This window comes from Streptomyces sp. PT12, assembly GCF_003311645.1.
In the GTDB taxonomy this organism is placed as follows: domain Bacteria; phylum Actinomycetota; class Actinomycetes; order Streptomycetales; family Streptomycetaceae; genus Streptomyces.
This window is the reverse complement of sequence record NZ_QEST01000114.1, coordinates 39,507-64,568: the sequence shown is the minus strand read 5'-3', so window position 1 is coordinate 64,568 and position 25,062 is coordinate 39,507. Positions and strand designations below refer to the sequence as shown.

General features: G+C 72.5%; 17 protein-coding genes. 3 read left to right on the top strand and 14 right to left on the bottom strand.

Annotated elements, in window-relative coordinates; genetic code table 11:
* Nucleotides 1–53: 53 nt before the first annotated feature.
* Nucleotides 54–3,500 carry a nitrate- and nitrite sensing domain-containing protein gene (locus tag DEH69_RS13420; protein WP_113687179.1) on the bottom strand — a complete coding sequence of 1,149 codons (3,447 nt, stop codon included), beginning with the start codon at nt 3,498–3,500 and terminating at the stop codon, nt 54–56.
* 554 nt (nt 3,501–4,054) lie between these two features.
* Between DEH69_RS13420 and DEH69_RS13415 the strand changes: the two genes are divergently transcribed.
* Entirely contained in the window at nt 4,055–4,237 is a 183-nt protein-coding gene (locus DEH69_RS13415) for a hypothetical protein (RefSeq protein ID WP_113687178.1), read from the top strand.
* Nucleotides 4,238–4,360: 123 nt separating this feature from the next.
* On the opposite strand, the gene DEH69_RS13410 is transcribed toward DEH69_RS13415, so the two are convergent.
* From DEH69_RS13410 to DEH69_RS13375, 8 genes are all read right to left on the bottom strand, one after another.
* A complete protein-coding gene (locus DEH69_RS13410; RefSeq protein ID WP_113687177.1) occupies nt 4,361–4,570 on the bottom strand; it encodes an acyl-CoA carboxylase subunit epsilon in 210 nt (69 codons plus the stop codon).
* A 94-nt stretch (nt 4,571–4,664) separates the two neighbouring features.
* A complete protein-coding gene (locus DEH69_RS13405) occupies nt 4,665–6,260 on the bottom strand; it encodes an acyl-CoA carboxylase subunit beta (protein ID WP_113687176.1) in 1,596 nt (531 codons plus the stop codon).
* A gap of 178 nt (nt 6,261–6,438) precedes the next feature.
* Nucleotides 6,439–8,070 (bottom strand): citramalate synthase, encoded by a 1,632-nt coding sequence (gene cimA, locus DEH69_RS13400; protein WP_113687175.1) that lies wholly within the window; start codon nt 8,068–8,070, stop codon nt 6,439–6,441.
* A 270-nt stretch (nt 8,071–8,340) separates the two neighbouring features.
* Nucleotides 8,341–9,450, bottom strand: coding sequence for a branched-chain amino acid aminotransferase (locus DEH69_RS13395; protein WP_113687184.1), 1,110 nt, complete (start codon nt 9,448–9,450; stop codon nt 8,341–8,343).
* A gap of 240 nt (nt 9,451–9,690) precedes the next feature.
* A complete protein-coding gene (locus DEH69_RS13390; RefSeq protein ID WP_113687174.1) occupies nt 9,691–10,734 on the bottom strand; it encodes a 3-isopropylmalate dehydrogenase in 1,044 nt (347 codons plus the stop codon).
* 95 nt (nt 10,735–10,829) lie between these two features.
* Nucleotides 10,830–11,009: a hypothetical protein gene (locus DEH69_RS13385; protein WP_113687173.1), complete on the bottom strand. Its 180-nt coding sequence runs from the start codon at nt 11,007–11,009 to the stop codon at nt 10,830–10,832.
* 226 nt (nt 11,010–11,235) lie between these two features.
* The gene (gene pruA, locus DEH69_RS13380) at nt 11,236–12,867 is read right to left on the bottom strand and encodes an L-glutamate gamma-semialdehyde dehydrogenase (RefSeq protein ID WP_113687172.1); all 1,632 of its coding nucleotides are present in this window, start codon (nt 12,865–12,867) and stop codon (nt 11,236–11,238) included.
* Between the two features lie 71 nt (nt 12,868–12,938).
* Complete coding sequence (locus DEH69_RS13375; protein WP_113687171.1) at nt 12,939–13,865, bottom strand: proline dehydrogenase family protein; 927 nt, start codon at nt 13,863–13,865, stop codon at nt 12,939–12,941.
* Nucleotides 13,866–14,074: 209 nt separating this feature from the next.
* Here DEH69_RS13375 and DEH69_RS13370 point away from each other — a divergent pair, with 209 nt between their 5' ends.
* On the top strand, nt 14,075–15,190 hold the full coding sequence (locus DEH69_RS13370) for a CdaR family transcriptional regulator (RefSeq protein ID WP_113687170.1): 1,116 nt from the start codon (nt 14,075–14,077) through the stop codon (nt 15,188–15,190).
* A 153-nt stretch (nt 15,191–15,343) separates the two neighbouring features.
* Complete coding sequence (locus DEH69_RS13365) at nt 15,344–16,339, top strand: glycoside hydrolase family 6 protein (RefSeq protein WP_113687169.1); 996 nt, start codon at nt 15,344–15,346, stop codon at nt 16,337–16,339.
* Between the two features lie 127 nt (nt 16,340–16,466).
* On the opposite strand, the gene serA is transcribed toward DEH69_RS13365, so the two are convergent.
* From serA to DEH69_RS13340, 5 genes are all read right to left on the bottom strand, one after another.
* Nucleotides 16,467–18,056 carry a phosphoglycerate dehydrogenase gene (serA, locus tag DEH69_RS13360; RefSeq protein WP_113687168.1) on the bottom strand — a complete coding sequence of 530 codons (1,590 nt, stop codon included), beginning with the start codon at nt 18,054–18,056 and terminating at the stop codon, nt 16,467–16,469.
* A gap of 251 nt (nt 18,057–18,307) precedes the next feature.
* Entirely contained in the window at nt 18,308–19,306 is a 999-nt protein-coding gene (ilvC, locus tag DEH69_RS13355) for a ketol-acid reductoisomerase (protein ID WP_113687167.1), read from the bottom strand.
* Between the two features lie 83 nt (nt 19,307–19,389).
* The gene (gene ilvN / locus DEH69_RS13350) at nt 19,390–19,914 is read right to left on the bottom strand and encodes an acetolactate synthase small subunit (protein ID WP_113687166.1); all 525 of its coding nucleotides are present in this window, start codon (nt 19,912–19,914) and stop codon (nt 19,390–19,392) included.
* A 56-nt stretch (nt 19,915–19,970) separates the two neighbouring features.
* Nucleotides 19,971–21,860, bottom strand: coding sequence for an acetolactate synthase large subunit (locus DEH69_RS13345; RefSeq protein ID WP_113687165.1), 1,890 nt, complete (start codon nt 21,858–21,860; stop codon nt 19,971–19,973).
* 249 nt (nt 21,861–22,109) lie between these two features.
* Nucleotides 22,110–25,022, bottom strand: coding sequence for a bifunctional diguanylate cyclase/phosphodiesterase (locus DEH69_RS13340; protein ID WP_113687164.1), 2,913 nt, complete (start codon nt 25,020–25,022; stop codon nt 22,110–22,112).
* Nucleotides 25,023–25,062: the final 40 nt, after the last annotated feature.

Sequence of the window (25,062 nt, the reverse complement as noted above, 5' to 3'; positions counted from 1 at the left end):
TCAACCAGTTCAGGTTCTGCGCCGCCTGGCTCATCGGGCTCACACTAACGCTCCTACTGCTGGTACGTGGGGCCATAGCCCCGGTCCGGGTGGCCGGCCGAGGTGCCGGCCTGGCGTCCCTGCTGAATGCCGCGCCTGAGGTTGGTCAGCCTGCCGCGGACGTCGTCGGGTCGGCGCGAGACCAACGGGCCCGACGGCGGGGCCTGTTGCTCGGCCTGCGCCGCTCCGGCGACGAGGTTGGCGCGCGGCACCCTGCGGGGCAGGCCCGAGGTGGTGACGCCGCCCGCGGTCGGCTGCCGCAGCTGTTCGGCCTGGCGCCAGCGCTCGTCGTTGGGCGACGGGCGCCAGGGGGCTGAGGTCTCGCCGGTGCCGGGCTCGGCGGCACGTCCTGGCTGGGGCCGTTCGGCGGTGGAGTACGCGGTGGCCGAACGCTGCTGCTGGGGCGCCGGGGCCCGCTGCGCGGAGGGGTAGGAGCCCGACGGCTCGCGCGAGGGCGCGGGGGCGGGCGAGGGCGCGGGGGCGGGGGCGGGGGCGGGCGGCGGGGCGGGCGCGGCGCGGCGCACGCCGAACCACGTCGACTCCATCTCCTCGAAGATCGGGGTGCGTTCGGGCGTCACGGGCCCGGAGGACGCGGGCAGCGGGTCGCGCAGCTCGTCGGGGCGCCGTGGCTGCGGCGCGCGCGCCGGGGGCTGGGCCGCGGGGGGCGGCGCCTGGGGCCGGGGCTGCGGGGCGTGGGGCTGCTGGGCGGCAGGGCGCTGGGCCGCGCCCCCCGTGGGCGGGCCGCCGGGGAAGGTGAACTCGGTGGTGTCGTCCTGCTGTTGGGGTCGCTGGGAGCGCTGGCGGTGGCCGAAGGCCGCCGACATGCCGGTGCCGCCCGTCGTTCCCGTGGCTCCGACATAGCCGGGGCGCGGGTGCTCGCCCGTCGACTCGGCCTCGTCGTGGCCGCGGGGCCACTCCGCGTCGTTGCCCGCCGTCGGTATTCGGCCGCTGTCCTCGGCGTTGCTCGCCCAGCTCGGGCGCCCGCCAGGCACCGGCTCGTCGGGCACGGGGGGCGGCGCGGGGGCCTGGCGCTCGGGCGGCGCGGGGGGCGTCGGCGGCTCGGCGGGCTCGCCGTCGAACGGGCCCGCGCCGGGGCCGCCGGGGCGGGAGGGCAGCGCGGGGCGCGCGGGGCCGCCGCGGACCTGGCCCCGCGCGGGGTCGGCGCCGCGCTCCACGCCTCGGTTCCAGCCGGGGAGTTGCGCGGTGTCGTCGTTCGCGCCCCGGGGCGGCTCCCCCGGGGGGCGGCGCCTCGGCGGGGCCTCGCGCTGAAGCGTCGCGGTGGGCGGGCCACCGGGGGCGCCGGGGCCACCCGGCCTGGGGCGGCCCGCGCCCTGGGCGACGTCGGCGGGCAGCATGACGAGGGCGGTGGTGCCACCGGAGTCCGAAGGCCGCAGCTGGATGCGGATGTTGTGGCGCAGGGACAGGCGGCCGACCACGAACAGGCCCATGCGGCGGGAGACGGAGACGTCCACGGTGGGCGGGTTGGCGAGCCGGTCGTTGATCTCGGCCAGGTCCTCGGGCGACAGGCCGATGCCGGTGTCGTGGATCTCCACCAGCACCCGGCCGTCGGGCAGCGCGTGGCCCGTGACCTTGACCTTGGTCTGCGGCGATGAGAACGACGTGGCGTTCTCCAGGAGTTCGGCCAGCAGGTGGACCAGGTCGTTGACGACGCGCCCCGCGACGTCCGTCTTGGGGACGGCGCTCAGCTCGATGCGCTCGTACTGCTCCACCTCGGACGCGGCGGCGCGGAGCACGTCCACCAGCGGCACGGGGCGTGTCCAGCGGCGGCCCGGCTCCTCGCCCGCGAGGACCAGGAGGTTCTCGCCGTTGCGGCGCATGCGGGTGGCGAGGTGGTCGAGCTTGAACAGCGAGGACAGCTGGTCGGGGTCGGCCTCGCGCGACTCGAGCTCGGAGATGAGGGAGAGCTGACGCTGGATGAGGCCCTGGCTGCGGCGCGAGAGGTTGGTAAACATCGCGTTGACGTTGCCCCGTAGAAGGGCCTGCTCGCCCGCGAGGCGGACGGCCTCCCTGTGGACGTCGTCGAACGCCTCGGCCACCTTGCCGATCTCGTCCCTGGTGTAGACGCCCACGGACTCGACGGCGGTGTTGACGTCCTCGGGCTCGGCCTCGGACATGTGCTTGACGACTTCGGGGAGCCGCGTGCGGGCGACCTCCTGCGCGGTGTCCTGGAGCCGCCGCAGGGAGCGGACCATGGAGCGGGCCACGACGAACGCGCCCACCAGCGAGATGCCGAGGACCAGGATGATCAGCGCGCCGTTGAGGATCGCGTCGCGCTGGGCCTCGTCGCGCAGCTCGCGCGCCTGGGCCTCCATCTCGTCGAGCAGCGTGCGCTCGATGTTGTCCATCGCGTCGATCTTGGCGCGGTCCTGGTCGTACCAGTCGCGGTAGGAGCGGTCCTCGCTCCTGATGCCCTCCTCGGCCGCGAACACCTGGCGGGCGTACTGGTTGGCCGAGACGATGTTCACCATGCCGCTCTCCAGCGGCGCGAGCAGCTCCTCGGCGGCCTCGGGGTCGCCGTAGATGAGCGGGAAGCTGGCGAGCGCGGCGTCCTCGCTCTGCTGGTGCGAGCGGCCGAAGCGCCAGTCGCTGTGCGAGAGGGCGGCCTCCTCGCCCTCGCGCTCGTCGCGCGCGAGGCCTGCGGTGATGATGGCGCGCTGGATGGAGGCGTGCTCCTTGGCCGACGAGAACGTCGCCAGCGCGCGCGTGCTGCGGATCATCTCGCTGTTGCTCGTGGCCTGGGCCATGTCCTGCGAGAGGCTGAGGAGCGCGTCGATCAGCTCGGTGTACTGGCTGACGGTCTGTGAGACGTAGTCGCGGTCGATATACGCCTGGTTCCGGATCTGGCTGATCTCGTTGACGCGGGAGCCGATGTCGTTGATCGTCGCCTGGACGCCGCGCATGTCGGGATCGGTGTTGTCGATCCTGAGGGTGGCGTCGCTGAACGCGTCGATGGCCTCGTCGGTGCGCTCGCGGGGCGCGGCGACCTCGTCGCTCTTGGGGTTGCGCCCGCTGACCAGCGGCCCGGCCGAGCGGTCGCGCTCCTCCTGGAGCGCGGTGGCGAGCAGCGTCGCCTGCTGGGTCAGGTCGGTCAGCAGCTGCATGTCGTCCAGCTGGTCGATGTCGTGCATCGACCCCTGGATGCGCAGGCCACCGAGGACGGTGGCGGCGAGGACGGGGAGGGCGATCAGGGAGACAAGTCTGGTGCTGATGCGCCAGTTGCGCAGGGCGAGCCTGGAGCCGGCCTGGCTCGGGCGGCGCTTGGGCTCGGTCGCGGCCTCCGCGCTCTCGGAGGCATGGCCGCGGGGCGGTCGCTCGCCGCCGGGCCCGGGGCGCGCCGGGTCTTCGCCCAGCGCGGGTCCAGCAGAGGAGCCGCGATCGATCGCGCCGCCCGACTCCGCATCCCCCGCCGCGTTGCCTTCCCTCTTGAAACGTCCCTGCACTAGCGTCGCAACCTCTGGACCTCAGCGTCCGCCGCCGATGCGGCGTGACGGTCGTGAGTCGGGGGCACTCCTGCCCCGTTACGGTCGTTTGGACAACCGACGCGTCCGGTCGGCCGGTGTGTGACGCTGGTGTGCGCCCTCCACTGATGTGCCGACCCGCGTGCGGTCCGTGGAATTCCAGCACAGAGGCCGATCTCCAACAAGGGCCAGGGATGGTCGCGATACCGGTATGACGCTGCGCTGACGCATGATCACGTCACGTACGCAGCATGTGCGGAGGAACCGGACGTTTACCCCCGGGGCCACCACGGAATCCGCACACTCCCCACCAGCCTTGCGGCTCGAAACAAGATCATTATCCCGATATGGCCGCTTTGCCGGAAAGGGGACATGTCTCTTTCGCGGCTTTTGCCGTGCTCTTCGTGAGGAAACTCACACGCTTCCGTTGCGGATTACGGCGGCCCTGTGGGTACACGGCCCCTAACCTCTCGTGTACATCCTCCGCGGAAATGACAACCCCCGGAATGATCAAGAGACCCGAGGCAGACAGAGCTGTGAAGACCACGCTGACCATGCGCTCCACCGCGAACCCCCGCCGTACCACTCTGGCACACCTGACGGACGCCGGTGATCTCGCCCCGGCGGCACCGCCGAAGGCCACGGCCCAGGAGCTGCCGACGCGCACGGCGAACCCCCGCAGGACCGTGCTCAGCGCCAAGGAGCAGCAGGCCGCCTGACCGAGAAGCCGACGAGAAGCCCCCGACGCCCGAAGGCGCCGGGGGCTTTGTCGTACGCGGTCGTACGCGGTCGTACGCGGTTGTACGCGGTCGTACGCCGTCGCACGGGATGCCGTAGGGGCGTCAGCCCTGCCAGCTGTGGGGCGCGCGGTAGGCGCGGGCGCGCTCCAGGCGGCGCCAAGGCGCCGGCGTGCGGGGAGTCGTGGGGGCGGGCGCGGGGCCCCGCGCGGCGCGCGCCATCAACAGGGCGGTGACGGCGGCCAGCTCCTCGTCGCTGGCCGCGCCCTTCTCCACCCGGACCAGGTGCGGGTCACCGGGAATCTCGCGGGTCATGGGGCAGTCCTTCCGTGCGTGCGAGCCATAAGGCGGGTCGCGTTCCGTGCCGCGCGTCCATGGGCGGCGGGGGCGGCGGGTGCTGCGGATGCGGTCACTGGGGCGGGTTGCCGTGCTTGCGGGCGGGCAGATCGGCGTGCTTGGTGCGCAGCATCGCCAGGGCAGAGATGAGGACGGAGCGGGTCTCCGCTGGCTCGATGACATCGTCCACCAGGCCGCGCTCGGCCGCGTAATAGGGGTGCATCAGCTCGGCCTTGTACTCCTTGACCATCCGCGACCTGGTGGCGTCGGGGTCCTCGGCCGCCGCAATCTGGCGGCGGAAGATCACGTTGGCCGCGCCCTCGGCGCCCATCACGGCGATCTCGTTGGTCGGCCAGGCGAGGGTGACGTCCGCGCCGATCGACTGGGAGTCCATCACGATGTAGGCGCCGCCGTACGCCTTGCGCAGCACGACCGAGATGCGCGGCACCGTGGCGTTGCAGTAGGCGTACAGCAGCTTGGCGCCGTGCCGGATGATGCCGCCGTGCTCCTGGTCGACGCCCGGCAGGAAGCCGGGGACATCGAGGAGCGTCACGATCGGGATGTTGAACGCGTCACACATCTGCACGAAGCGGGCGGCCTTCTCCGAGGCCGAGATGTCGAGGACACCCGCGAGGGACTGCGGCTGGTTGGCCACGATGCCCACGACCTGGCCGTCGAGGCGGGCCAGGGCGCAGATGATGTTCTCCGCCCAGCGCTCGTGGACCTCCAGGTACTCCCCGTCGTCCACCAGCTCCTCGATCACCACGCGCATGTCGTACGGGCGGTTCCCGTCGGCGGGGACCAGGTCGACCAGGCGCTCGCACCGCCGGTCCGCGGGGTCGTCGGTGGGCGCGGACGGGGGGTTCTCGCGGTTGTTCGCGGGCAGGAGCGACAGGAGGTAGCGCACCTCCTCGATGCACGACTCCTCGTCGTCGTACGCGAAGTGGGCCACGCCCGAGGTCGCGGCGTGCACGTCGGCGCCGCCGAGGCCGTTCTGCGAGACCTGCGCGCCCGTCACCGCGGCCACCACGTCGGGGCCCGTGATGAACATCTGCGCGGTCTCCCTGACCATGAACACGAAGTCCGTCAGCGCCGGGGAGTACGCCGCGCCTCCCGCGCAGGGGCCGAGCATCACGGAGATCTGCGGGATCACGCCCGAGGCCCTGGTGTTGCGCTGGAAGATGCCGCCATAGCCGGCGAGCGCGGAGACGCCCTCCTGGATACGGGCCCCCGCGCCGTCGTTGAGCGAGATCAGCGGGGCGCCCGCGGCGATGGCCATGTCCATGATCTTGTGGATCTTCGCGGCGTGGGCCTCCCCGAGCGCGCCGCCGAAGATGCGGAAGTCATGCGCGTAGACGAAGACCGTCCTGCCGTGGACCAGGCCCCAGCCGGTGACCACGCCGTCGGTGTAGGGCCGCTTGGCCTCAAGGCCGAAGCCCGTGGCGCGGTGCCGCCGCAGCGCGCCGACCTCGCTGAAGGTGCCCTCGTCGAGCAGGAGGGCGATCCGCTCGCGGGCGGTGAGCTTTCCCTTGCCGTGCTGGGCCGCCGTCGCCGCCTCGGACGGGCCCCGGGCCGCCTCCTCGCGGATGGCGAGCAGCTCCGCGACGCGGCCCCTGGCGTCCGTGGCGGCGTCCGCCTCAGTCGGGCCTGTCTCAGCGTGATCGGTCATGTATAGACCCTATGAAACGCCGCGCCCGTTGGCTCTCGTCAGATCCGTACAGTCTCCGCGGCCGTTTCATGGCCGCGCTGGACAGAACCGCACAACGGAAGGGCCGTTGATGCAGGCTCACCACAGCCCGGCCGGGGCGGCACTGTGGGACCTCTACAGTGCCGCGGAACCGGCGCGTTCAGCCTCGCGAGGAGGTGCCGGGGCGCAGCCCGGCGCGCAGGAGGCCATAGGTGTAGGCGTCGTCCAAAGCCTGCCACGACGCGGCGATCACGTTGTCGGCCACCCCCACCGTGGACCACTCGGCGGTGCCGTCGCTCGAGGTGATCAGGACCCGGGTGGTGGACTGGGTGCCGTGCCTGCCCTCGAGGATGCGGACCTTGTAGTCCACGAGCTCGATGCGGGCCAGCTGAGGGAAGGTGCGCTCAAGGCCCGCGCGCAGCGCGCGGTCGAGGGCGTTGACGGGGCCGTTGCCCTCGCCGGTGGCCAGCACCCGCTCGCCCTTGGCCCACAGGCGCACGGTGGCCTCGTTGTCCACGGTGCCGTCCGCGCGCTGGTCGGTGATCGCGCGCCAGGACTCCAGGTGGAAGAAGCGCTGCGGCCCGTCGTGCACCGTCTCCCTCAGCAGCAGCTCGAACGAGGCGTCCGCCGCCTCGTAGGTGAAGCCGCGCAGCTCCCGCTCCTTGACCCGCTCCACGATCCGGCCGACGAGGGCGCGGTCGGTGAGGTCGTAGCCCAGCTCCCTGCCCTTGAGCTCGACGGAGGCGCGGCCCGCCATGTCGGAGACCAGCATCCGCATCGAGTTGCCGACGCGCTCGGGGTCGATGTGCTGGTAGAGGTCGGGGTCGACCTTGATGGCCGAGGCGTGCAGCCCTGCCTTGTGGGCGAAGGCGGAGACGCCGACATAGGGCTGGTGGGTGGCGGGGGCGAGGTTGACGACCTCGGCGATGGCGTGCGAGACGCGGGTCATCTCGGTGAGCGCGCCGGGGGGCAGCACGCGCCGGCCGTACTTGAGCTCGAGGGCGGCGACCACGGGGAAGAGGTTGGCGTTGCCGACGCGCTCGCCGTAGCCGTTGGCGGTGCACTGCACATGGGTGGCGCCCGCGTCCACGGCGGTCAGGGTGTTGGCGACGGCGCATCCGCTGTCGTCCTGCGCGTGCATGCCGATCCGCGCGCCCGTGTCGGCGACGACGGTGCGCACCACGGCCTGGACCTGGGCGGGCAGCATGCCGCCGTTGGTGTCGCACAGCACCACGACGTCGGCGCCGGCGCCGTGCGCGGCGCGGACGACGTCGAGGGCGTAGGAGGGGTTGGCCAGGTAGCCGTCGAAGAAGTGCTCGCAGTCGACGAAGACGCGGCGGCCCCGGGCGACGAGGTGGGCCACGGTGTCGCGCACCATGGCGAGGTTCTCCTCGAGGGTGGTGCGCAGGGCCAGCTCGACATGGCGGTCGTGGGACTTGGCGACCAGGGTGACCACGGGGGCGCCCGAGTCGAGCAGCGCCTTGACCTGCGGGTCCTCGGCGACGTCGACGCCCGCCCTGCGGGTCGCGCCGAACGCCACGAGCGCGGCGTTGCGGAACGGGATCTCGGCGCGGGCCCGCGCGAAGAACTCCGTGTCGCGGGGGTTGGCGCCGGGCCAGCCGCCCTCGATGAAGCCCACGCCGAAGTCGTCCAGGTGACGGGCGATGGTCAGCTTGTCGGCGACGGTGAGGTTGATGCCCTCACGCTGCGCGCCGTCGCGCAGCGTGGTGTCGAAGACGTGGAACGCGTCGCTCGGCGCGTCCTCTGCGGTGTCGGGGGCGGCCTTCGTCATGGGTCTTGGCTCCTGTGTCTTCCTGGCGAACGCTGTACCTGCACGGGGAGGGGCTGCAAAACAAAAGACCCCTCGCGGATGCGAGAGGTCTGCACGCGGGTCTTCGCTGTCAGCGGGGACCGGCGCGCTTGGCACCACTAATCATGGTGTCGATCAGGGCATACGGAAGCATGAGGGCAGTGTGGCACAGGACGGCGCCTGTGCCACCCGCCGTCTCAGGATCCGGACCCGGGCGGGCGCCCTGGTCCGGGTGCCCGGGGCCCCGAGGTGTCAGACGATGTGGTGCATCCAGCCGTGACGGTCATCGACCCGGCCGGTCTGGATGCCGAGCAGCTCGTCGCGCAGGCGCATGGTGACCGGGCCCGGCTGCCCGTCGGCGACGAGCCAGGTGGCGTCGCTCGACTTGACCGAGCCGACCGGGGTGATCACGGCCGCGGTGCCGCACGCGAAGACCTCGCTGATGGCGCCGTCCTCGTTCCCCCGCCGCCACTCGTCGGTGGAGATGCGGACCTCGTCGACGGGGTGGCCGAGGTCGCGGGCGATGGTCAGCAGCGAGTCGCGCGTGATGCCCGGCAGCAGCGTGCCGGTCAGCTCGGGGGTGGTGATCCCGGCGGTGTCGCCCTCGCCGTGCACGAAGTACAGGTTCATGCCGCCCATCTCCTCCACCCAGCGGCGCTCGGTGGCGTCGAGCCAGACGACCTGGTCGCAGCCGTTGCGCGTGGCCTCGGCCTGGGCGAGGAAGGCCGCCGCGTAGTTCCCGGCGCACTTGGCCTCGCCGGTGCCGCCCGGGGCCGCCCTGACGTACTCGCGGGAGAGCCACACCGAGACCGGCTTGATCCCGCGCGGGAAGTAGGCCCCGGCCGGGGAGGCGATCACCATGAAGAGGTATTCGTTCGCCGGGCGGTTGATGCCGAGGCCGACCTCGGTGGCGAACATGAAGGGCCGCAGATACAGCGACTGCTCGCCCCGGGTGGGCACCCACGCGACGTCCTGGCGGACCAGCAGGTCGATGGCCTCGACGAACGCGTCCACCGGAAGCTCGGGCATCGCGAGGCGGCGCGCGGAGAGCTGAAAGCGCCGGGCGTTGGCCTCGGGGCGGAAGACGGCGACCGAGCCGTCGGGCTGGCGGTATGCCTTGAGCCCCTCGAAGATCTCCTGGCCGTAGTGCAGGGCCATGGTGGCCGGGTCCATCGGGATCGGGGCATACGGCTGGAGGCGTGCGTCGTGCCAGCCGCGGCCCTCGGTCCAGCGGATGGTGACCATGTGGTCGGTGAAGTACCGCCCGAAGCCGGGGTCGGCGAGCGCCGCCTCCCGCTCCTGGTCGGACAGCGGCTCGGCGGCCGGCTTGAGGTCGAAGGTGAGAGGGGTCGTCGTGGTCATGGTGAACGCGTCCTTCACGTCAGTGGTCGGGCGGGCCGCCTGTCCGTCGCCCGACGCCATAGGCCCGACGCAATAGTAGGACGTCCGAGCAATCGGGGGCGCACTGCCCCACGAACGACTCGCGGATGGCTGCACGGTGCGGCGGCCCTGGAAACGATGGTGGCACCCGGCGGCAGACGGAAGAAGCCGCCGGGGGGGCACGGGTCCCCCGGCGGCTCCTCCTGTCGAAGGCCCGGGACCCTACCCGGCTACTCGGGCGGCCAGCGCGTCGCCGATCTCCGCGGTGGTGCGCGGCGATCCGGTGTCGCGGGCGGCGAGGTCCGCGGTGACGGCCTCTTCGATCCGGGTGGCCTCGGCCTCGTGGCCGAGGTGGCGCAGCAGCAGGGCGACGGACAGCACCGTGGCGGTCGGGTCGGCCTTGCCTGTGCCCGCGATGTCGGGCGCGGAGCCGTGCACCGGCTCGAACATCGAGGGGAAGGTGCCCGCGGGGTTGATGTTCCCCGAGGCGGCGAGGCCGATCCCGCCCGTGATGGCGGCGGCCAGGTCGGTGAGGATGTCGCCGAACAGGTTGTCGGTGACGATCACGTCGAAGCGCTGGGGCTGGGTGACCAGGAAGATCGTGGCCGCGTCGACGTGCAGGTAGTCGGTGGCGACGCCGGGGTACTCCTCGGCGACGCGGGCGACCGTGTTCGTCCAGAGGTGACCGGCGTGGACCAGGACGTTGTTCTTGTGGACCAGGGTCAGCTTCCTGGCCTGCCGCGCGGCGGCGCGTTCGAAGGCGTCGCGCACGACGCGCTCCACCCCGTAGGCGGTGTTGATGCTGACCTCGGTGGCCACCTCGGCGGGCGTGCCGGTGCGCATCGAGCCGCCGTTCCCCACATAGGGGCCCTCGGTGCCCTCACGCACGACGACGAAGTCGATCTCGGGCGAACCGGCGAGCGGCGTGGCGGTGTTGGGGAACAGACGGCTGGGACGGAGGTTCACATAGTGGTCGAACGCGAAGCGCAGCTTGAGCAGCAGGCCGCGCTCCAGGACGCCCGAGGGGACGGAGGGGTCGCCGATGGCGCCGAGCAGGATCGCGTCGTGGGCCTTGAGCCGCTCAAGGTCGGAGTCGGGCAGCGTCTCGCCGGTGGCGTGCCAGCGGCGAGCGCCCAGATCGTAGGCCGTGGTCTCCAGCTTGACGTCCCCCGGCAGGGCGGCGGCCAAGACCTTGAGTCCCTCGCCCACCACCTCGGGGCCGATGCCGTCGCCGGGGATCACTGCCAGATCGATGCTCCGTGCCATGGGAGGGACCCTAACGCCCCGTCCCAGGCCGTGACATGAGCCGTCCACGATGCGGACCGGGACGGGAGGGGCCGCGGCGGGCCTGAGGGGTGGGCTCAGCGGTCGGCGACGCCGCCGTTGTCCCTGCGGTCCAAAGCGCGCTGGAGGGCGGCGGCCGCCTGGCGGCGGCTGGCCTCGCGGGCGTCCCTCGCGGCGGCGCGGGCCCTGGCCAGGGCGGTTTCCACGGTGGTCGGCGCCGGGGCGGCCTGCGGGGACAGCGTTGCGATGGCATCCATGGCGGATCAGCTCCAGGGGGAGGGAGTCGGACTGCGGGGCGGCGCTGCCCTGAGTGCAACGTCCACAAAGCTAGCGGTGATCGACCGTGATGTCTCGCCAAATACCTGGGCGTCCTACTATTCGAGACGGCGATGGCCCCCACCCGTGGCCCCCGTGGCCCATGGGGCGTGGGAGGCGGGTGGGGGCCATGGCCGCAACGGCCGGGGCGCGGGCCGTTTCCCGAGGTCAGCCCATGTGGGGGTAGCGGTAGTCCGTCGGGGACACCTGGGTCTCCTTGATGGCCCGCGGGGACACCCAGCGCAGCAGGTTGAACTTCGAGCCCGCCTTGTCGTTGGTGCCCGAGGCGCGGGCGCCGCCGAAGGGCTGCTGTCCGACGACGGAGCCCGTGGGCTTGTCGTTGACGTAGAAGTTCCCGGCCGCGAACCTCAGGCGCTCGCTCACCGAGGCGACCACCGCGCGGTCCCTGGCGAACACGGCTCCGGTCAGCGCGTAGTCGGCGGCGGACTCCATCTGGTCGAGCATGGTGTCGAAGGAGTCGTCCTCGTACACATGGACGGCGATGATCGGTCCGAAGTACTCGGTGGAGAACACCTCGTTCTCCGGGTCCGAACACGTCAGCACCGTGGGCCGCACGAAGTACCCCACCGAGTCGTCGTAGGTGCCGCCCGCGACGATCTCGCACGTGGGGTCGGCCTTGGCCCGGTCGATCGCGGCCCTGCTCTTGGCGAAGGCGCGCTCGTCGATCACGGCGGCCATGAAGTTCGACAGATCGGTCGGGTCGCCCATGGTGAGCCCGTCCACCTCTTCGGCGACGGCGCCCCGCAGGCCGCCCTCCCACAGCGAGCGCGGGATGTAGGCGCGGGAGGCGGCCGAGCACTTCTGGCCCTGGTACTCGAACGCGCCGCGCGTGATCGCCGTCTTCACGGCCGCGGGGTCGGCGCTCGGGTGGACGACGATGAAATCCTTGCCCCCGGTCTCGCCGACGATCCTGGGGTAGCCGCGGTAGCGCTCGATGTGCGCGCCGACCTGCTGCCAGAGGTGGCGGAACGTCCCGGTCGAGCCGGTGAAGTGGATGCCCGCGAGCTCGGGGTGGGGCAGCGCGACCTCGGAGACGGCCTTGCCGTCGCCGGTCACCAGGTTGATCACGCCGGGGGGCAGCCCGGCCTCATCGAGCAGCTCCATCAGCAGCACGGCCGAGTGGGTCTGGGTGGGCGAAGGCTTCCACACCACCACGTTGCCCATCAGGGCCGGTGCGGTCGGGAGGTTGCCCGCGATGGCCGTGAAGTTGAACGGCGTGATCGCGTAGACGAAGCCCTCGAGCGGCCTGAAGTCCATCCTGTTCCACTGGCCCTTGGGCTGGACCGGCGGCTGCTCGGTCAGCAGCTGGCGGGCGAAGTGGACGTTGAAGCGCCAGAAGTCGATCAGCTCGCACGGCGCGTCGATCTCGGCCTGCTGCACCGTCTTGGACTGCCCGAGCATCGTCGAGGCGGCGATCGTCTCGCGCCAGGGCCCCGACAGCAGCTCGGCCGCGCGCAGGAAGACCGCGGCCCGCTCGTCGAACGGCAGCGCCCGCCAGGCGGGGGCGGCGGCCAGCGCCGCGTCGATGGCGTCCCTGGCGTCCTGCGCCGTGGCGTGGGCCGAGGTACCCAGCCGCGCCTTGTGGCGGTGCGGCTGCACAACGTCGAAACGCTCGCCGCCGCCCATGCGCCGGGTGCCCCCGATGGTCATGGGCAGGTCGACGGGGCGGGAGGCGAGCTCATCGAGCTTGCGCTCGAGGCGGGCGCGCTCGGGCGAGCCGGGCGCGTAGGTGAGCACCGGCTCGTTCACCGGCTGGGGGACCTCGGTCACGGCGTCCATGCCGTCGTCTCCTTCCGAGAGGTGCGTGAGATGCGGGGGGTGAGGGGCGGCGTACGGGGCGTGCGGGGCGGTCAGCCCCTGCTGACGAGGGACCGCGCGAAGAAGGCCAGGTTGGCGGGGCGCTCGGCCAGGCGGCGCATGAAGTAGCCGTACCAGTCGGTGCCATAGGGCACATAGACCCGCATCCGGTGCCCCCGCGCGGCCAGCCGCGCCTGCTCGGCGTCGCGTATGCCGTAGAGCATCTGGAACTCGTAGTCGTCGGGCGTCCTGCCAAGGCGCGGGGCCAGCGCCTGGGCGACCGCGATCAGCCGGGGGTCGTGGGTGGCGACCATGGGGTAGCCGTCGCCCGCCAGCAGGACGCGCAGGCAGCGGACATAGGCGAGGTCCACGTCGTGCTTGTCCTGGAGGGCGGCCGAGGCGGGCTCCCGGTAGGCGCCCTTGACCAGCCGCACGCGGGAGCCCGACGCGGCCAGGGCGTGGCAGTCGTCCTCGGTGCGGTGCAGATACGACTGGAGAACGGCGCCCGTGCCGGGGAAGCGGCCGCGCAGGTCCTCGTGGATCGCCAGGGTGGAGTCGACCGTCGTGTGGTCCTCCATGTCCAGGGTGACCGTGGTGCCCGCGGCATCGGCGGCCTCGACGACGTCCAGGACGTTGCGCAGGGCGATGTCGTGGCCGCCTGGCAGCGCCTGGCCGAACGCCGACAGCTTGACGGACACCTCGGCGCGGGGGCCGAGGCCGAGCGCGGACAGCCGGTCGAGCAGCGCGAGGTAGGCGTCGCGGCTGCGCAGGGCCTCGGCCTTGCCGGTGACGTCCTCGCCGAGGTGGTCGAGCGTCACCGCGAGGCCCCGGTCGACGAGGTCGGCGGCGACCACGACGGACTCGTCGAGCCGCTCCCCCGCGACAAAGCGCTCCACCACGGAACGGGTGACGGGAGCGGCGGAGACGGCGCGCCTGATGCGGTCGCTGCGGGCCGCGGCGAGAAGGACCGGTCCCAGCACGGGGCACCTCCTGCGTGCCTGGAGGGTGGAAGCGAAGCTACCCGAGACGGTACGGAACGCCCGGAATCACCGGCCATCGACAGGTGTCGAGCATCGGGGGCCGCGTTCTCAGACATATGTATGAGAATGGGGGTGTGCGCCGGAGCGGCCCGGTGGCCGGGCGGGGCGAGCCGGGTGGCGGAGACGGGGCGGAGGAGGTGACGGGCGGGATGCGACCGGGGAGCGGGACCAGAACGGAGTACCAGGAGCTGATCGACGAGGTGTGCGCGCTGCTGGGCACCCCGGCGACGCTGGAGGGGCGCGACTTCGGGCTGATCGCGTTCGGGGCGCACGACAGCGCGGACGACCGCGTGATGGATCCGGTGCGGACCCGTTCCATCCTCAACCGCCGCTCGACGCCCGCGGTGCGGGAGTGGTTCGAGAGCTTTGGCATCGCCACCGCGAGGGAGCCGGTGCGGATCCCGCCCGAGCCCGCCGCGGGCGTGCTGACCGGGCGGATCTGCCTGCCGGTGCGGCACGGGCCCGTGGTCTACGGCTACATCTGGCTGCTCGACGACGGCGCCGTGACGCTGGACGACCCGCGGCTCGCCGCGGCCATGGCGACGGCGGGGCGCATCGGCGCGCTGCTCGCCGCGGACACGCGCGCCGGGGCGCGCGTGGGCGAGCTGCTGCGCGCCGCGCTCGACGACGGCGGGCCAGGCCCGGCCGGGGAGCTGGCCGCGGCGCTGGGGCCCGGCGCGCAGGGGGCGTTGACCGTGGTGGCCGTCGTGGAGTGGCCCACCGCCGACGACGTGCCCGCCGCGCCGCCCGGGGCGCTCGCGCTGTGCGCGATGCCCCGGGGGGCGCGGGGCCCCGGCGCGCTGGCGGCGCTGGTGCGCCCCGGCGCGGCGCGTTCCGTGGGGGAACGGCTGCGCGGGCGCTCGGCGGCCGGGATCGGCGGAGCGCGACGGGGCGTGAACGAGCTGCCGGGCGCGTGGCGCGAGGCGCTGGCCGCGGGGCGCGCGGCACGGGCTGAGCGCCGGTTCGGCCCGGTGGCGGCCTGGGCGGACCTCGGCCCCTACCGCCTGCTGACCGCGCTGCCCGCGGGGGAGCCCGACCCCGCGGTGGCGCCGTTGCTCGCCGATGAGCACCGCGAGCTGGCGCGCACGGCCGAGGCGTTCCTCGACCACGCGGGCCAGGCGACCAGGACGGCCGACGCCCTGGCGATCCACCGCCAGACGCTGTACTACCGGCTCTCCCGCATCGAGCGGCTGACGGGCCTTGACCTCACGGACGGCGAGGACCGCCTCCTGCTGCACATGTCCCTGAAGGCGGCGCGCCTGTGACCACGGCGCGCCGCCTTCAGCCCGAACGCCTGGCGTCCGCCGTGTCCTGACCGTTTACTCCGGTCCCGCGAGCCGCTATGTTCGGCAGCAGCGGGAGCGTGGGAGCGCTCCCATCCCCCCCACAACCACTCCCGACGAAGGGAACGAACCCTGATGCGCACCCCACGAGCCGCGCGCATAAGGACGCTGCTGGCCGTCGGCACGGCGATCGGCGGCGTCTTCACCTGGGGCGCCCTCTCCTCAGCCCAGGGAGCCACGGCGGACCAGGAGGCCACGGCGGCCGACCTGCCCGCCGACACGGTGTTCCACAACTACCCGCTCCAGGCCCACGACTGGGTCGCGGACAACCCAGGTGACCCGAGGGCCGCCGTCATCTCCGAGCGGATCACCAGCCAGCCGCAGGGCGTGTGGTTCTCCTCGTACCAGCCGTCGACCGTCACCCAGGACGTCGCCGAGGTCACGTCCGCCGCCTCCGCGGCGGGCGAAGTCCCGGTGCTGGTCTCGTACATGATCCCGGACCGCGACTGCGGCGGCGCCTCGGCCGGGGGCGCGCCCGACCTGCCGAGCTACCTCAGCTGGACCCAGGGCTTCGCCGCGGGCCTCGGCGACGACCCGGTCGTGGTCATCCTGGAGCCGGACGCGCTCGCCCTGTCCGACTGCCTCGAAGGCGCCGACCGCACCGCGAGGTTCGACGCGATCTCCGAGGCCGCCGCCACCCTGCACGCGGCCAACCCGGAGGCGCGGGTCTACTTCGACATCGGCCACTCGGCGTGGCACGAGCCCGCCGCGATCGCCGACGTGCTGCGCCAGGCCGGGATCCTGGAGAACGGCGACGGCGTCTTCTCCAACGTCTCCAACTACCGCACCACCCAGGACGAGGTCGCCTTCACCGAGGCCGTCCTGAACGAGCTCGGCGCCCCCGCCGACCTCGGGGCCGTGATCGACACCAGCCGCAACGGCAACGGCCCCGCGGGCAGCGAGTGGTGCGACCCACCGGGGCGGCTGGTCGGCGAGAACCCCACGGTCAACACCGGAAGCGACCTCGTCGACGCCTTCCTGTGGGTCAAGCCGCCGGGTGAGCTGGACGGCTGCGACGGGCCCGCCGGGCAGTTCTCGCCCGACAAGGCGGTGGAGCTGGCGGGCGGCTGACGCTTCCGCGCACCACGCGCGTCGGCCGTTCGTCCGGACCGGTGCCGCCCCCACCTTCCCGGGGCGGCACCGGCTTCGTCGTCGGCGCCGCGAAGACGGCGCTGCGCGCCACGGGACAACGGGGCGGTCAGTCCGCCAGGTTGACGCCGCGGGCGGATGTCGCGCCCACCTCGGCGGCGACCTCGGAGAGCACCGCGGACGGGATCGTGCCGTCCACCGTGAGGGCGATCAGCGCCTCGCCGCCCTCCTCGGCGCGCGCAACCTGCATGCCCGCGATGTTGATGCCCGACTCGCCGAGGATGCGGCCCAGGGTGCCAACCACGCCAGGGCGGTCGGTGTAGCGCAGGAACGCCATGTGGTCGGCCACCGCGAGGTCGAGCGTGTGCTGGCCAATGCCGACGATCTTCTGCTGGTGCTTCGGACCCGCGAGCGTGCCCGAGACGGAGACCACCTCGCCGCTGGTCAGGGTCCCGCGCACGGTGATCAGGTTCCGGTGGTCGGGCGACTCGGAGCTGGTGGTCAGCCGGACCTCGACGCCGCGCTCCTGCGCGAACAGCGGGGCGTTGACATACGACACGGTCTCCGCGACCACGTCCTCGAACACGCCCTTGAGCGCCGACAGCTCGAGCACCTTCACGTCGTGCTGCGTGATCTCGCCGCGCACCTCGACGTCGAGCCGCTGCGCGACCTCGCCCGCGAGCGCGGTGAAGATCCGGCCGAGGCGCTCGGCCAGCGGGAGCCCTGGGCGCACGTCCTCGGCGATGACGCCGCCCTGGACGTTCACCGCGTCGGGGACCAACTCGCCCGCGAGCGCCAGGCGCACCGACTTGGCCACCGAGACGCCCGCCTTCTCCTGCGCCTCGCCGGTCGAGGCGCCCAGGTGCGGGGTGCCGACCACGGTGTCGAACTCGAAGAGCGGCGAGTCCGTACACGGCTCGGTCGTGTAGACGTCGAGCCCCGCGCCCGCGACACGGCCCTCCTTCAACGCGCTGAGCAGCGCGGCCTCATCGACGATCCCGCCGCGCGCGGCGTTGACGATGCGGACGGTCGGCTTGACCTTGTGCAGCGCCTCGTCGCCGATCAGGCCCAGCGTCTCCGGGGTCTTGGGCAGGTGGACGGTGATGAAGTCCGCGGTGGCGAGCAGCTCGTCGAGGGTCAGCAGCTTGACCCCCATCTGGGCGGCCCTGGCGGGCTGCACATACGGGTCGTACGCGACGATGTCCATGCCGAACGCCGCCATCCGCTGCGCCACCAGCACGCCGATGCGGCCGAGGCCCACCACGCCGAGGGTCTTCTCGGCCAGCTCGACCCCGGTGTACTTGCTCCGCTTCCACTCGCCGTTCTTGAGCGCGGCGTTGGCCTGCGGGATGTTCCGCGCGGTGGAGATGAGCAGGCCGCAGGCCAGCTCGGCGGCGGTCACGATGTTAGACGTCGGGGCGTTGACCACCATGACGCCTGCCTTGGTGGCGGCGGACACGTCCACGTTGTCGAGGCCGACCCCGGCCCTGGCCACGACCTTGAGCTTCCGCGAGGCGGCGATGGCCTCGGCGTCGATGCGGGTGGCGCTGCGGATCAGCACAGCGTCCACGTCGGCGATGGCGCTCAACAGGTCGGCGCGGTCGGCGCCGTCGCAGTGCCGGATCTCGAAGTCGGGCCCCAGGGCGTCGACAGTGGCCGGCGAAAGTTCTTCGGCGATCAGTACGACAGGCTTGCTCACTGGATCTCACTGGTCCTTTGCGGAAGGCCGCGTCCCGGCGGCCGACGGCGGGAGATGAGGGGCATCCGCGTGGAGACGCACGACGCTGTGAGCCTGTGACGCGCTTGTGCGGTGCAGTCTATCGGCGCGATGAGGGGCCCGGCAGGCGCCTGCCGGGCCACCGCTCGATCGAGCGAATCCCGCGGGCGAACTGGGTTCCGGGGGGTGGGAGCGGTCCTCGGCGACGAGGGTCGCGGCCCCGGATCGGGAGGTCAGTCCTCGTCGTCCACCCAGCTCATCAGCTTGCGCAGCTCCCGGCCCGTGGTCTCGAGGAGGGAGTCGCCGTCCGCCTTCTTGTACTCGTTGTACCTGGGGAGACCGGCGTTGTACTCGGCCATCCAGTTCTTCGCGAAGCTGCCGTCCTGGATCTCGCCCAGGATGCGCTTCATCTCCGCCTTGGTCTCGTCGGTGATGATCCGCGGGCCCGAGATGTAGTCGCCCCACTCGGCGGTCTCGGAGACCGACCAGCGCATCTTCGACAGGCCGCCCTCGTACATCAGGTCCACGATCAGCTTGAGCTCGTGGAGGCACTCGAAGTAGGCGATCTCCGGCTGGTAACCGGCCTCGACCAGCGTCTCGAAGCCCGCCTTGACCAGCGCGGAGGTGCCGCCGCAGAGCACGACCTGCTCGCCGAAGAGGTCGGTCTCGGTCTCCTCGGTGAACGTCGTCTTGATCACGCCCGCGCGCGTGCCGCCGATCGCCTTGGCGTACGAGAGCGCCAGCGGGAACGCCCCACCGCTCGCGTCCTGTTCGACGGCCGCGATGCACGGAACGCCGCGGCCCTCCTCGTACTGGCGGCGGACCAGGTGGCCTGGGCCCTTGGGGGCGACCATGCACACGTCCACGCCGGCCGGGGGCTCGATGAACCCGAACCTGATGTTGAGCCCGTGGCCGAAGAACAGCGCGTCGCCCGCCTTGAGGTTCTCCCGCACGGACTCCTCGTAGACGCGGCCCTGGATCGGGTCGGGCACCAGGATCATGATCACGTCGGCCTCGGCGGCGGCCTCGGCGGGGGTGGTGACGCGCAGGCCCTGCTCCTCCGCCTTCACCCGCGACGTCGAGCCCTCGTGCAGGCCGACCCGGACGTCGACGCCCGAGTCGCGCAGGGACAGCGCGTGGGCGTGGCCCTGGCTGCCGTACCCGAGCACCGCGACCTTGCGGCCCTGGATGATGGACAGATCGGCGTCGTCGTCGTAGAACAGCTCGGCCACTTGCGTTTTCTCCTCTTGTCCTTGGGGGTGCTCCCCCGGCGACCACCGTAGGCCGTCGCGCGGGGGCGGTGGTAACGGTCTCGCTATGCGGTCCGCTCCAGGGCGCGCAGCGAGCGGTCGGTGATGGAACGGGCGCCCCGGCCGATGGCGATGGCCCCTGACTGGACCAACTCCTTGATACCGAACGGCTCCAGCATGCGGAGCATCGCCTCCAGCTTGTCGCTGCTGCCCGTGGCCTCGATGGTGACGGCCTCGGGGGCGACGTCCACGGTCTTGGCGCGGAAGAGCTGGACGATCTCGACGATCTGCGACCTGGTGTCGTTGTCGGCGCGGACCTTCACCAGGATCAGCTCGCGGTGGATCGCGGACTGGGGGTCGAGCTCCACGATCTTCAGGACGTTGACCAGCTTGTTGAGCTGCTTGGTGACCTGTTCGAGGGGCAGCGCCTCGACGTTGACCACGATGGTGATCCGCGAGACCTCGGGGTGCTCGGTGGTGCCGACGGCGAGGGAGTCGATGTTGAAGCCGCGGCGGGAGAAGAGCGAGGTGATCCGGGAGAGGACGCCGGGCTTGTTCTCCACCAGGACGGAGAGGGTGTGCTTGGACATGTGGGTGATTCCTCGGCGGGTTGGGGCCCACGGCGACGCGCGCGCCCGCGGGGCGGTCAGTCGTCGGCGGCGTCGCTGAAGTCGGGTCGCACGCCGCGGGCGGCCATCACCTCGTCGTTGGAGGTGCCGGCGGCGACCATCGGCCAGACCATGGCGTCCTCGTGGACGATGAAGTCGACGACAACGGGGCGGTCGTTGATCGCGTTGGCCTTCTCGATGACCGCGTCGAGCTGGTCGGGCTCCTCGCAGCGCAGGCCGACGCAGCCCATGGCCTCGGCCAGCTTCACAAAGTCGGGGATCCGGGTGCCGGTGGAGGTGGTGGCGGCGTGGCCCTCGCCCACCGAGCCGCTGTAGGCGCCGCCCTGGGCATCGCGCAGCACGGTGTTGGAGTACCGCTGGTTGTAGAAGAGGGTCTGCCACTGCCTGACCATGCCGAGGGCGCCGTTGTTGATGACCGCGACCTTGATCGGGATGTTGTTCAACGCGGCGGTGGCCAGCTCCTGGTTGGTCATCTGGAAGCAGCCGTCGCCGTCGATGGCCCACACGGTGGTGCCGGGGCGACCCGCCTTGGCGCCCATCGCGGCGGGGACGGCGTAGCCCATGGTGCCGAGGCCGCCGGAGTTGAGCCAGGTGCCGGGGTTCTCGAACGACAGGTAGTGGGCGGCCCACATCTGGTGCTGGCCGACGCCCGCGGTGTAGATCGTGTCCTCGGGGGCCAGCTGCCCGATGCGCTCGATGACCTGCTGCGGGGAGAGCGAGCCGTTCTCCGGCAGGTCGTAGCCCAGGGGGTAGGTCTCGCGCCAGCGGTTGAGCTGGTCCCACCAGGCGGCGTAGCGCGCCGGGCCCGCCTGGCGCCCCGCGTCGCCGCGGAGCGCGGACGTCAGGTCGTTCATGACGTCCTTGACGTCGCCCACGATGGGGACGTCGGCGACGCGGTTCTTGCCGATCTCGGCGGGGTCGATGTCGGCGTGCACGACCTTGGCGTGCGGCGCGAACGACTCGATCCTGCCGGTGACCCGGTCGTCGAAGCGGGCGCCGAGCGCCACGATCAGGTCGGCCTTCTGCAACGCGGTGACCGCGGCGACCGATCCGTGCATGCCCGGCATGCCCAGGTGCTGGGGGTGGCTGTCGGGGAACGCGCCGAGCGCCATCAGCGTCGTGGTGACGGGCGCGCCGGTCAGCTCGGCCAGGGCGCGCAGCTCCGCCGAGGCGCGGGCCTTGATGACGCCGCCGCCGACGTAGAGGACCGGGCGGCGCGCCTCGGCGATCAGGCGCGCGGCCTCGCGGATCTGCTTGGCGTGCGGGCGGCTCACGGGCCGGTAGCCGGGCAGCTCGGGGGTGGGCGGCCAGCTGAACGTCGTCTGGCGCTGGAGGGCGTCCTTGGCGATGTCGACCAGGACGGGGCCGGGGCGGCCCGTGGAGGCGATGTGGAACGCCTCGGCGATCGTGCGCGGGATGTCGGCGGGGTCGGTGACCAGGAAGTTGTGCTTGGTGATCGGCAGCGTGATGCCGCAGATGTCGGCTTCCTGGAACGCGTCGGTGCCGATGGTCTTGCTGGCGACCTGCCCGGTGATGGCCACCAGGGGCACGGAGTCCATGTGCGCGTCGGCGATGGGGGTGACCAGGTTGGTGGCGCCGGGGCCCGAGGTGGCCATGCACACACCAACCTTGCCGGTGGCCTGGGCGTAGCCGGTGGCGGCGTGCCCGGCGCCCTGCTCGTGGCGGACCAGGATGTGGCGGACGGCGGTGGAGTCCATCATCGGGTCGTACGCGGGGAGGATGGCGCCCCCGGGGATGCCGAACACCGTGTCGGCGCCCACCGCTTCGAGGGAGCGGATGAGGGACTGGGCGCCGGTCATGTGCGCGACGGTGGTGGTGGGCTGCGGCGCCCCGCCTCGGGGGGCCCGGGGCTGCGGCTTCGGTGCCCCGGTGGCCTGCTCGGTCATCGTCGTTCTCTTCTCGGGGGGAGTGAGGGTGAAGCTGGTGCGGGTGCGGATCGGTGGTGCGGTGGCACCGGAAACCAGTGCAACAAAAAACCCCTCGAGCCTGATGGCATTCGAGGGGAGCGCGCCGGTGGGGGTCCACGGGAACCGTGGATCAGCCGACGCGCCGTCCGAGTACGAGGATTCGGGTGCGCATGCTCAGACCCTCCTCCTCTCTCCTGCCACTGTCAAGCGAGCCCGAATCGCGTCTCACTATGTGGGCGCGATGGGCGAAGGGGTGGACTCGGCCGCCGTGGGCGCGTCCAGGCCGGTCGCGGCCCGGTCGCTCTCGCGGGCGGGGGCCGGCGGCTGGACGGGGATCTGCTCGGGCTCGGGGGGCACGGGCAGCCGCCCCTCGTCGAGCACGCGGCGCAGCCGCCCGGCATCGAGGGGCTCGCTGAACGCCAGGCCCTGGCCATGGCGGCAGCCCAGCGCCCGCAGGGCGCGGGCCTGCTCGGGCTGGTCCACGCCGTCGGCGAGGGAATCGACGCCGAGGTCGGCGGCCATGCGCAGCAGCCCGGCGGCGATCTTCTGCAACGGCGGGGAGTCGAGCAGGCCCTCGACCAGCTCGCCGTCGAGGCGCACCAGGTCGACCGGCAGGCGGTGCAGCGCGGCCGCGGCCGTGCCCCCGCTGCCGAAGCCGCCGAGGGCGATGCCGACGCCCAGGCCGCTGAGGTCGGTCAGGCGGTCGCGCAGCTCGTCGCTGGCCAGGACCGACTCGGCCTCGGGCAGCTCGATCATGAGGGCCTGTGGCGGCACGCCGTGCTTGCTGAGCAGCGCCTCGACGCCTCCGGCGCCGAGCGCGCGGTCGGCGAGCCTGCCGCTGGGGACCCGGACGCTGACCGGGACGGTGTGCCCCTTGCGGTGGCGGCGGCCCGCCTCGGCGAGCGCCTCGTCGAGGAGCCAGCCGGTGACCTCGGCGGCCCGCTCCTCCTCGGGGTCGCCGACGAGCGGGACATGCGGCTCGCGCCGCCCGCCGCGCAGGATCTCGAGCGGGGTGGTGAGCAGGCCGTGGGCGGAGCGCCAGCGGGCCTGGGCGCAGACCGCGGCGACCCGCCCGTCGGCCAGCTCCACGACGGGCTGGTGGAGCAGGGTGAACTCCCCGGCGCGCAGGGCGCGGCCCAGCCGGTCGGCCAGCTCGGTGCGGCGGACGGCGTCGGCCTGGAGCTGCGGGGCGTACAGCTCGACGCGGCCCTTGCCCGACTGCTTCGCGCGATACATCGCGAGGTCGGCCTTGCGCATCAGCCCGGCCGGGGTGGCGCCGGGCTCGGCGAACGCGATGCCGATGCTGGCCGCGACCCTGACCCGGCGCTCGTCGATCGTGTAGGGGCGGCTGAGAGCGGCACGGACCCGCTCGGCGATCTCCAGGATCCGGTACTCGCGCGGCTGCTGGTCCCCCGCGGGGTCGCCGACGATGAGCGCGGCGAACTCGTCCCCGCCGAGCCTCGCGGTGGTGTCGCCGCTGCGCACGGAGTCCTTCAGCCGCTGGGCGGCCTGGACCAGCAGCTCGTCGCCCGCCTGGTGGCCCACCGAGTCGTTGACCGCCTTGAAGCCGTCGAGGTCGATGAAGAACACCGCGGTGTCGGGGTCCCCGCCGTGGCCGCCGCCGAGGGCGAGCCGGACCCGCTCGGTGAACAGGGCGCGGTTGGGCAGGTCGGTGAGGGCGTCGTGGGAGGCGCTGTGCTGGAGCTGGGCCTGGAGCCGCACCCGCTCGGTGACGTCCCTGGAGTTGAAGATGAGGCCGCTCTCGTGGCGCTTGACGCTGGACTCGACGTTGAGCCAGTGGCCCGCGCCGTGCCGCACCCGGCACTCGATCCTGGTGCCGGTCTCGCGCGCGGGTGACACCGAGAGGAAGCGGCGCAGCTCGTGCTCGACGCGGCCGAGGTCGTCGGGGTGGATCAGCTCGGACAGGTCGCTGCCGGTGAGCCGCTCGGCCTCCTGCCCGTACACCCCCGTGGCGGCCGGGCTGACGTAGCGCAGCCTGCCGCCGGGCGCCGCGATCATGATGACGTCGCTCGACCCCTGGACCAGTGACCTGAAGTAGTTCTCCTTGCGGGCCAGCTCCCTGGTCAGCGAGACGTTGTCCATGAGGGTGATCCCCTGGCGGACCAGGAGCGAGAGCACGACGGCGCAGGCGATGAAGACGACGACCCGGTCGACGTGGTGCCCGTTGACTATCGTGAACAGGATGCTCAACATGCAGACGGCACCCGCCAGATAGGGCGTCAGCGCGGCCAGCGAGCCTGCCAGCTGGGGCCGGTCCGCTGCCTCCTCGGTCCCCGGCTTCGCGCCACCGGCCCCCGGGGACCCCTTCCCCCGCGCCTCCTCCTGCCCCCTGTCCATCCAGGGCGCGGCCGCGAGTAACAGCGAACCGGCGAACCAGCCCGCGTCGAGCAGCCGCCCCGAGCTGTACTGCTCGCGCATCATGGGCGAGGTGAACAGGGCGTCGCACAGCACCGTCAGGGCGAGGGCGCCGATCGCGGCGTTGATCGCGGGGCGGTGCGTGGTGCCGCGCCTGAAGTGCAGCACCAGGATGATGCTCACCAGCGCGATGTCCAGCAGCGGATAGCCCACCGCGAGCGCCGCCCTGACCACCTCGCCCTGCCGCTCGGCGGCCTGGGCCAGGGCGACGCTCCACGAGAGCGTCATGAGCGACCCGGCGATGAGCCAGGCGTCCAGCGCGAGGCAGATCCAACCCGCCCGCGTGACCGGCCGCTTGGCCAGCATCAGCAGCCCGATGATGGCCAGCGGCGCGAACATCAGAAAGCACAGGTCGGCGGCGGAGAGGCGGGGCACCGGCTCGCGGAGCACCACCTCGTACCAGCCCCAGATGCCGTTCCCCGCGGCGACCATCGCGGACGAGAGGCCGAACAGCGCCCACGCCGCGCGAAGCGCGCCCGTGCGGCGGCCCGCGTACCACAGACACGACCCGGCGGCCAGGAGCGCGGCGGCGCTCAGCCCGAAGTCCCCCATCACCTCCGCCATGAACGGCGACCCCCAGCCGAGCACGGCGCCCACGGCGTACGCCGCGCAGACCGCGGCGAAGACCAACCGCGGAAACGGGCTGCTCAGCCGCTCGGCCTGGAGGCCGTCGAGAGAGTGCCGGTGTCCCCATGAGCGGTGCATGCGCCTGTCGCCCCCCTTCCGTTCCGGGCTCACCCCGTCA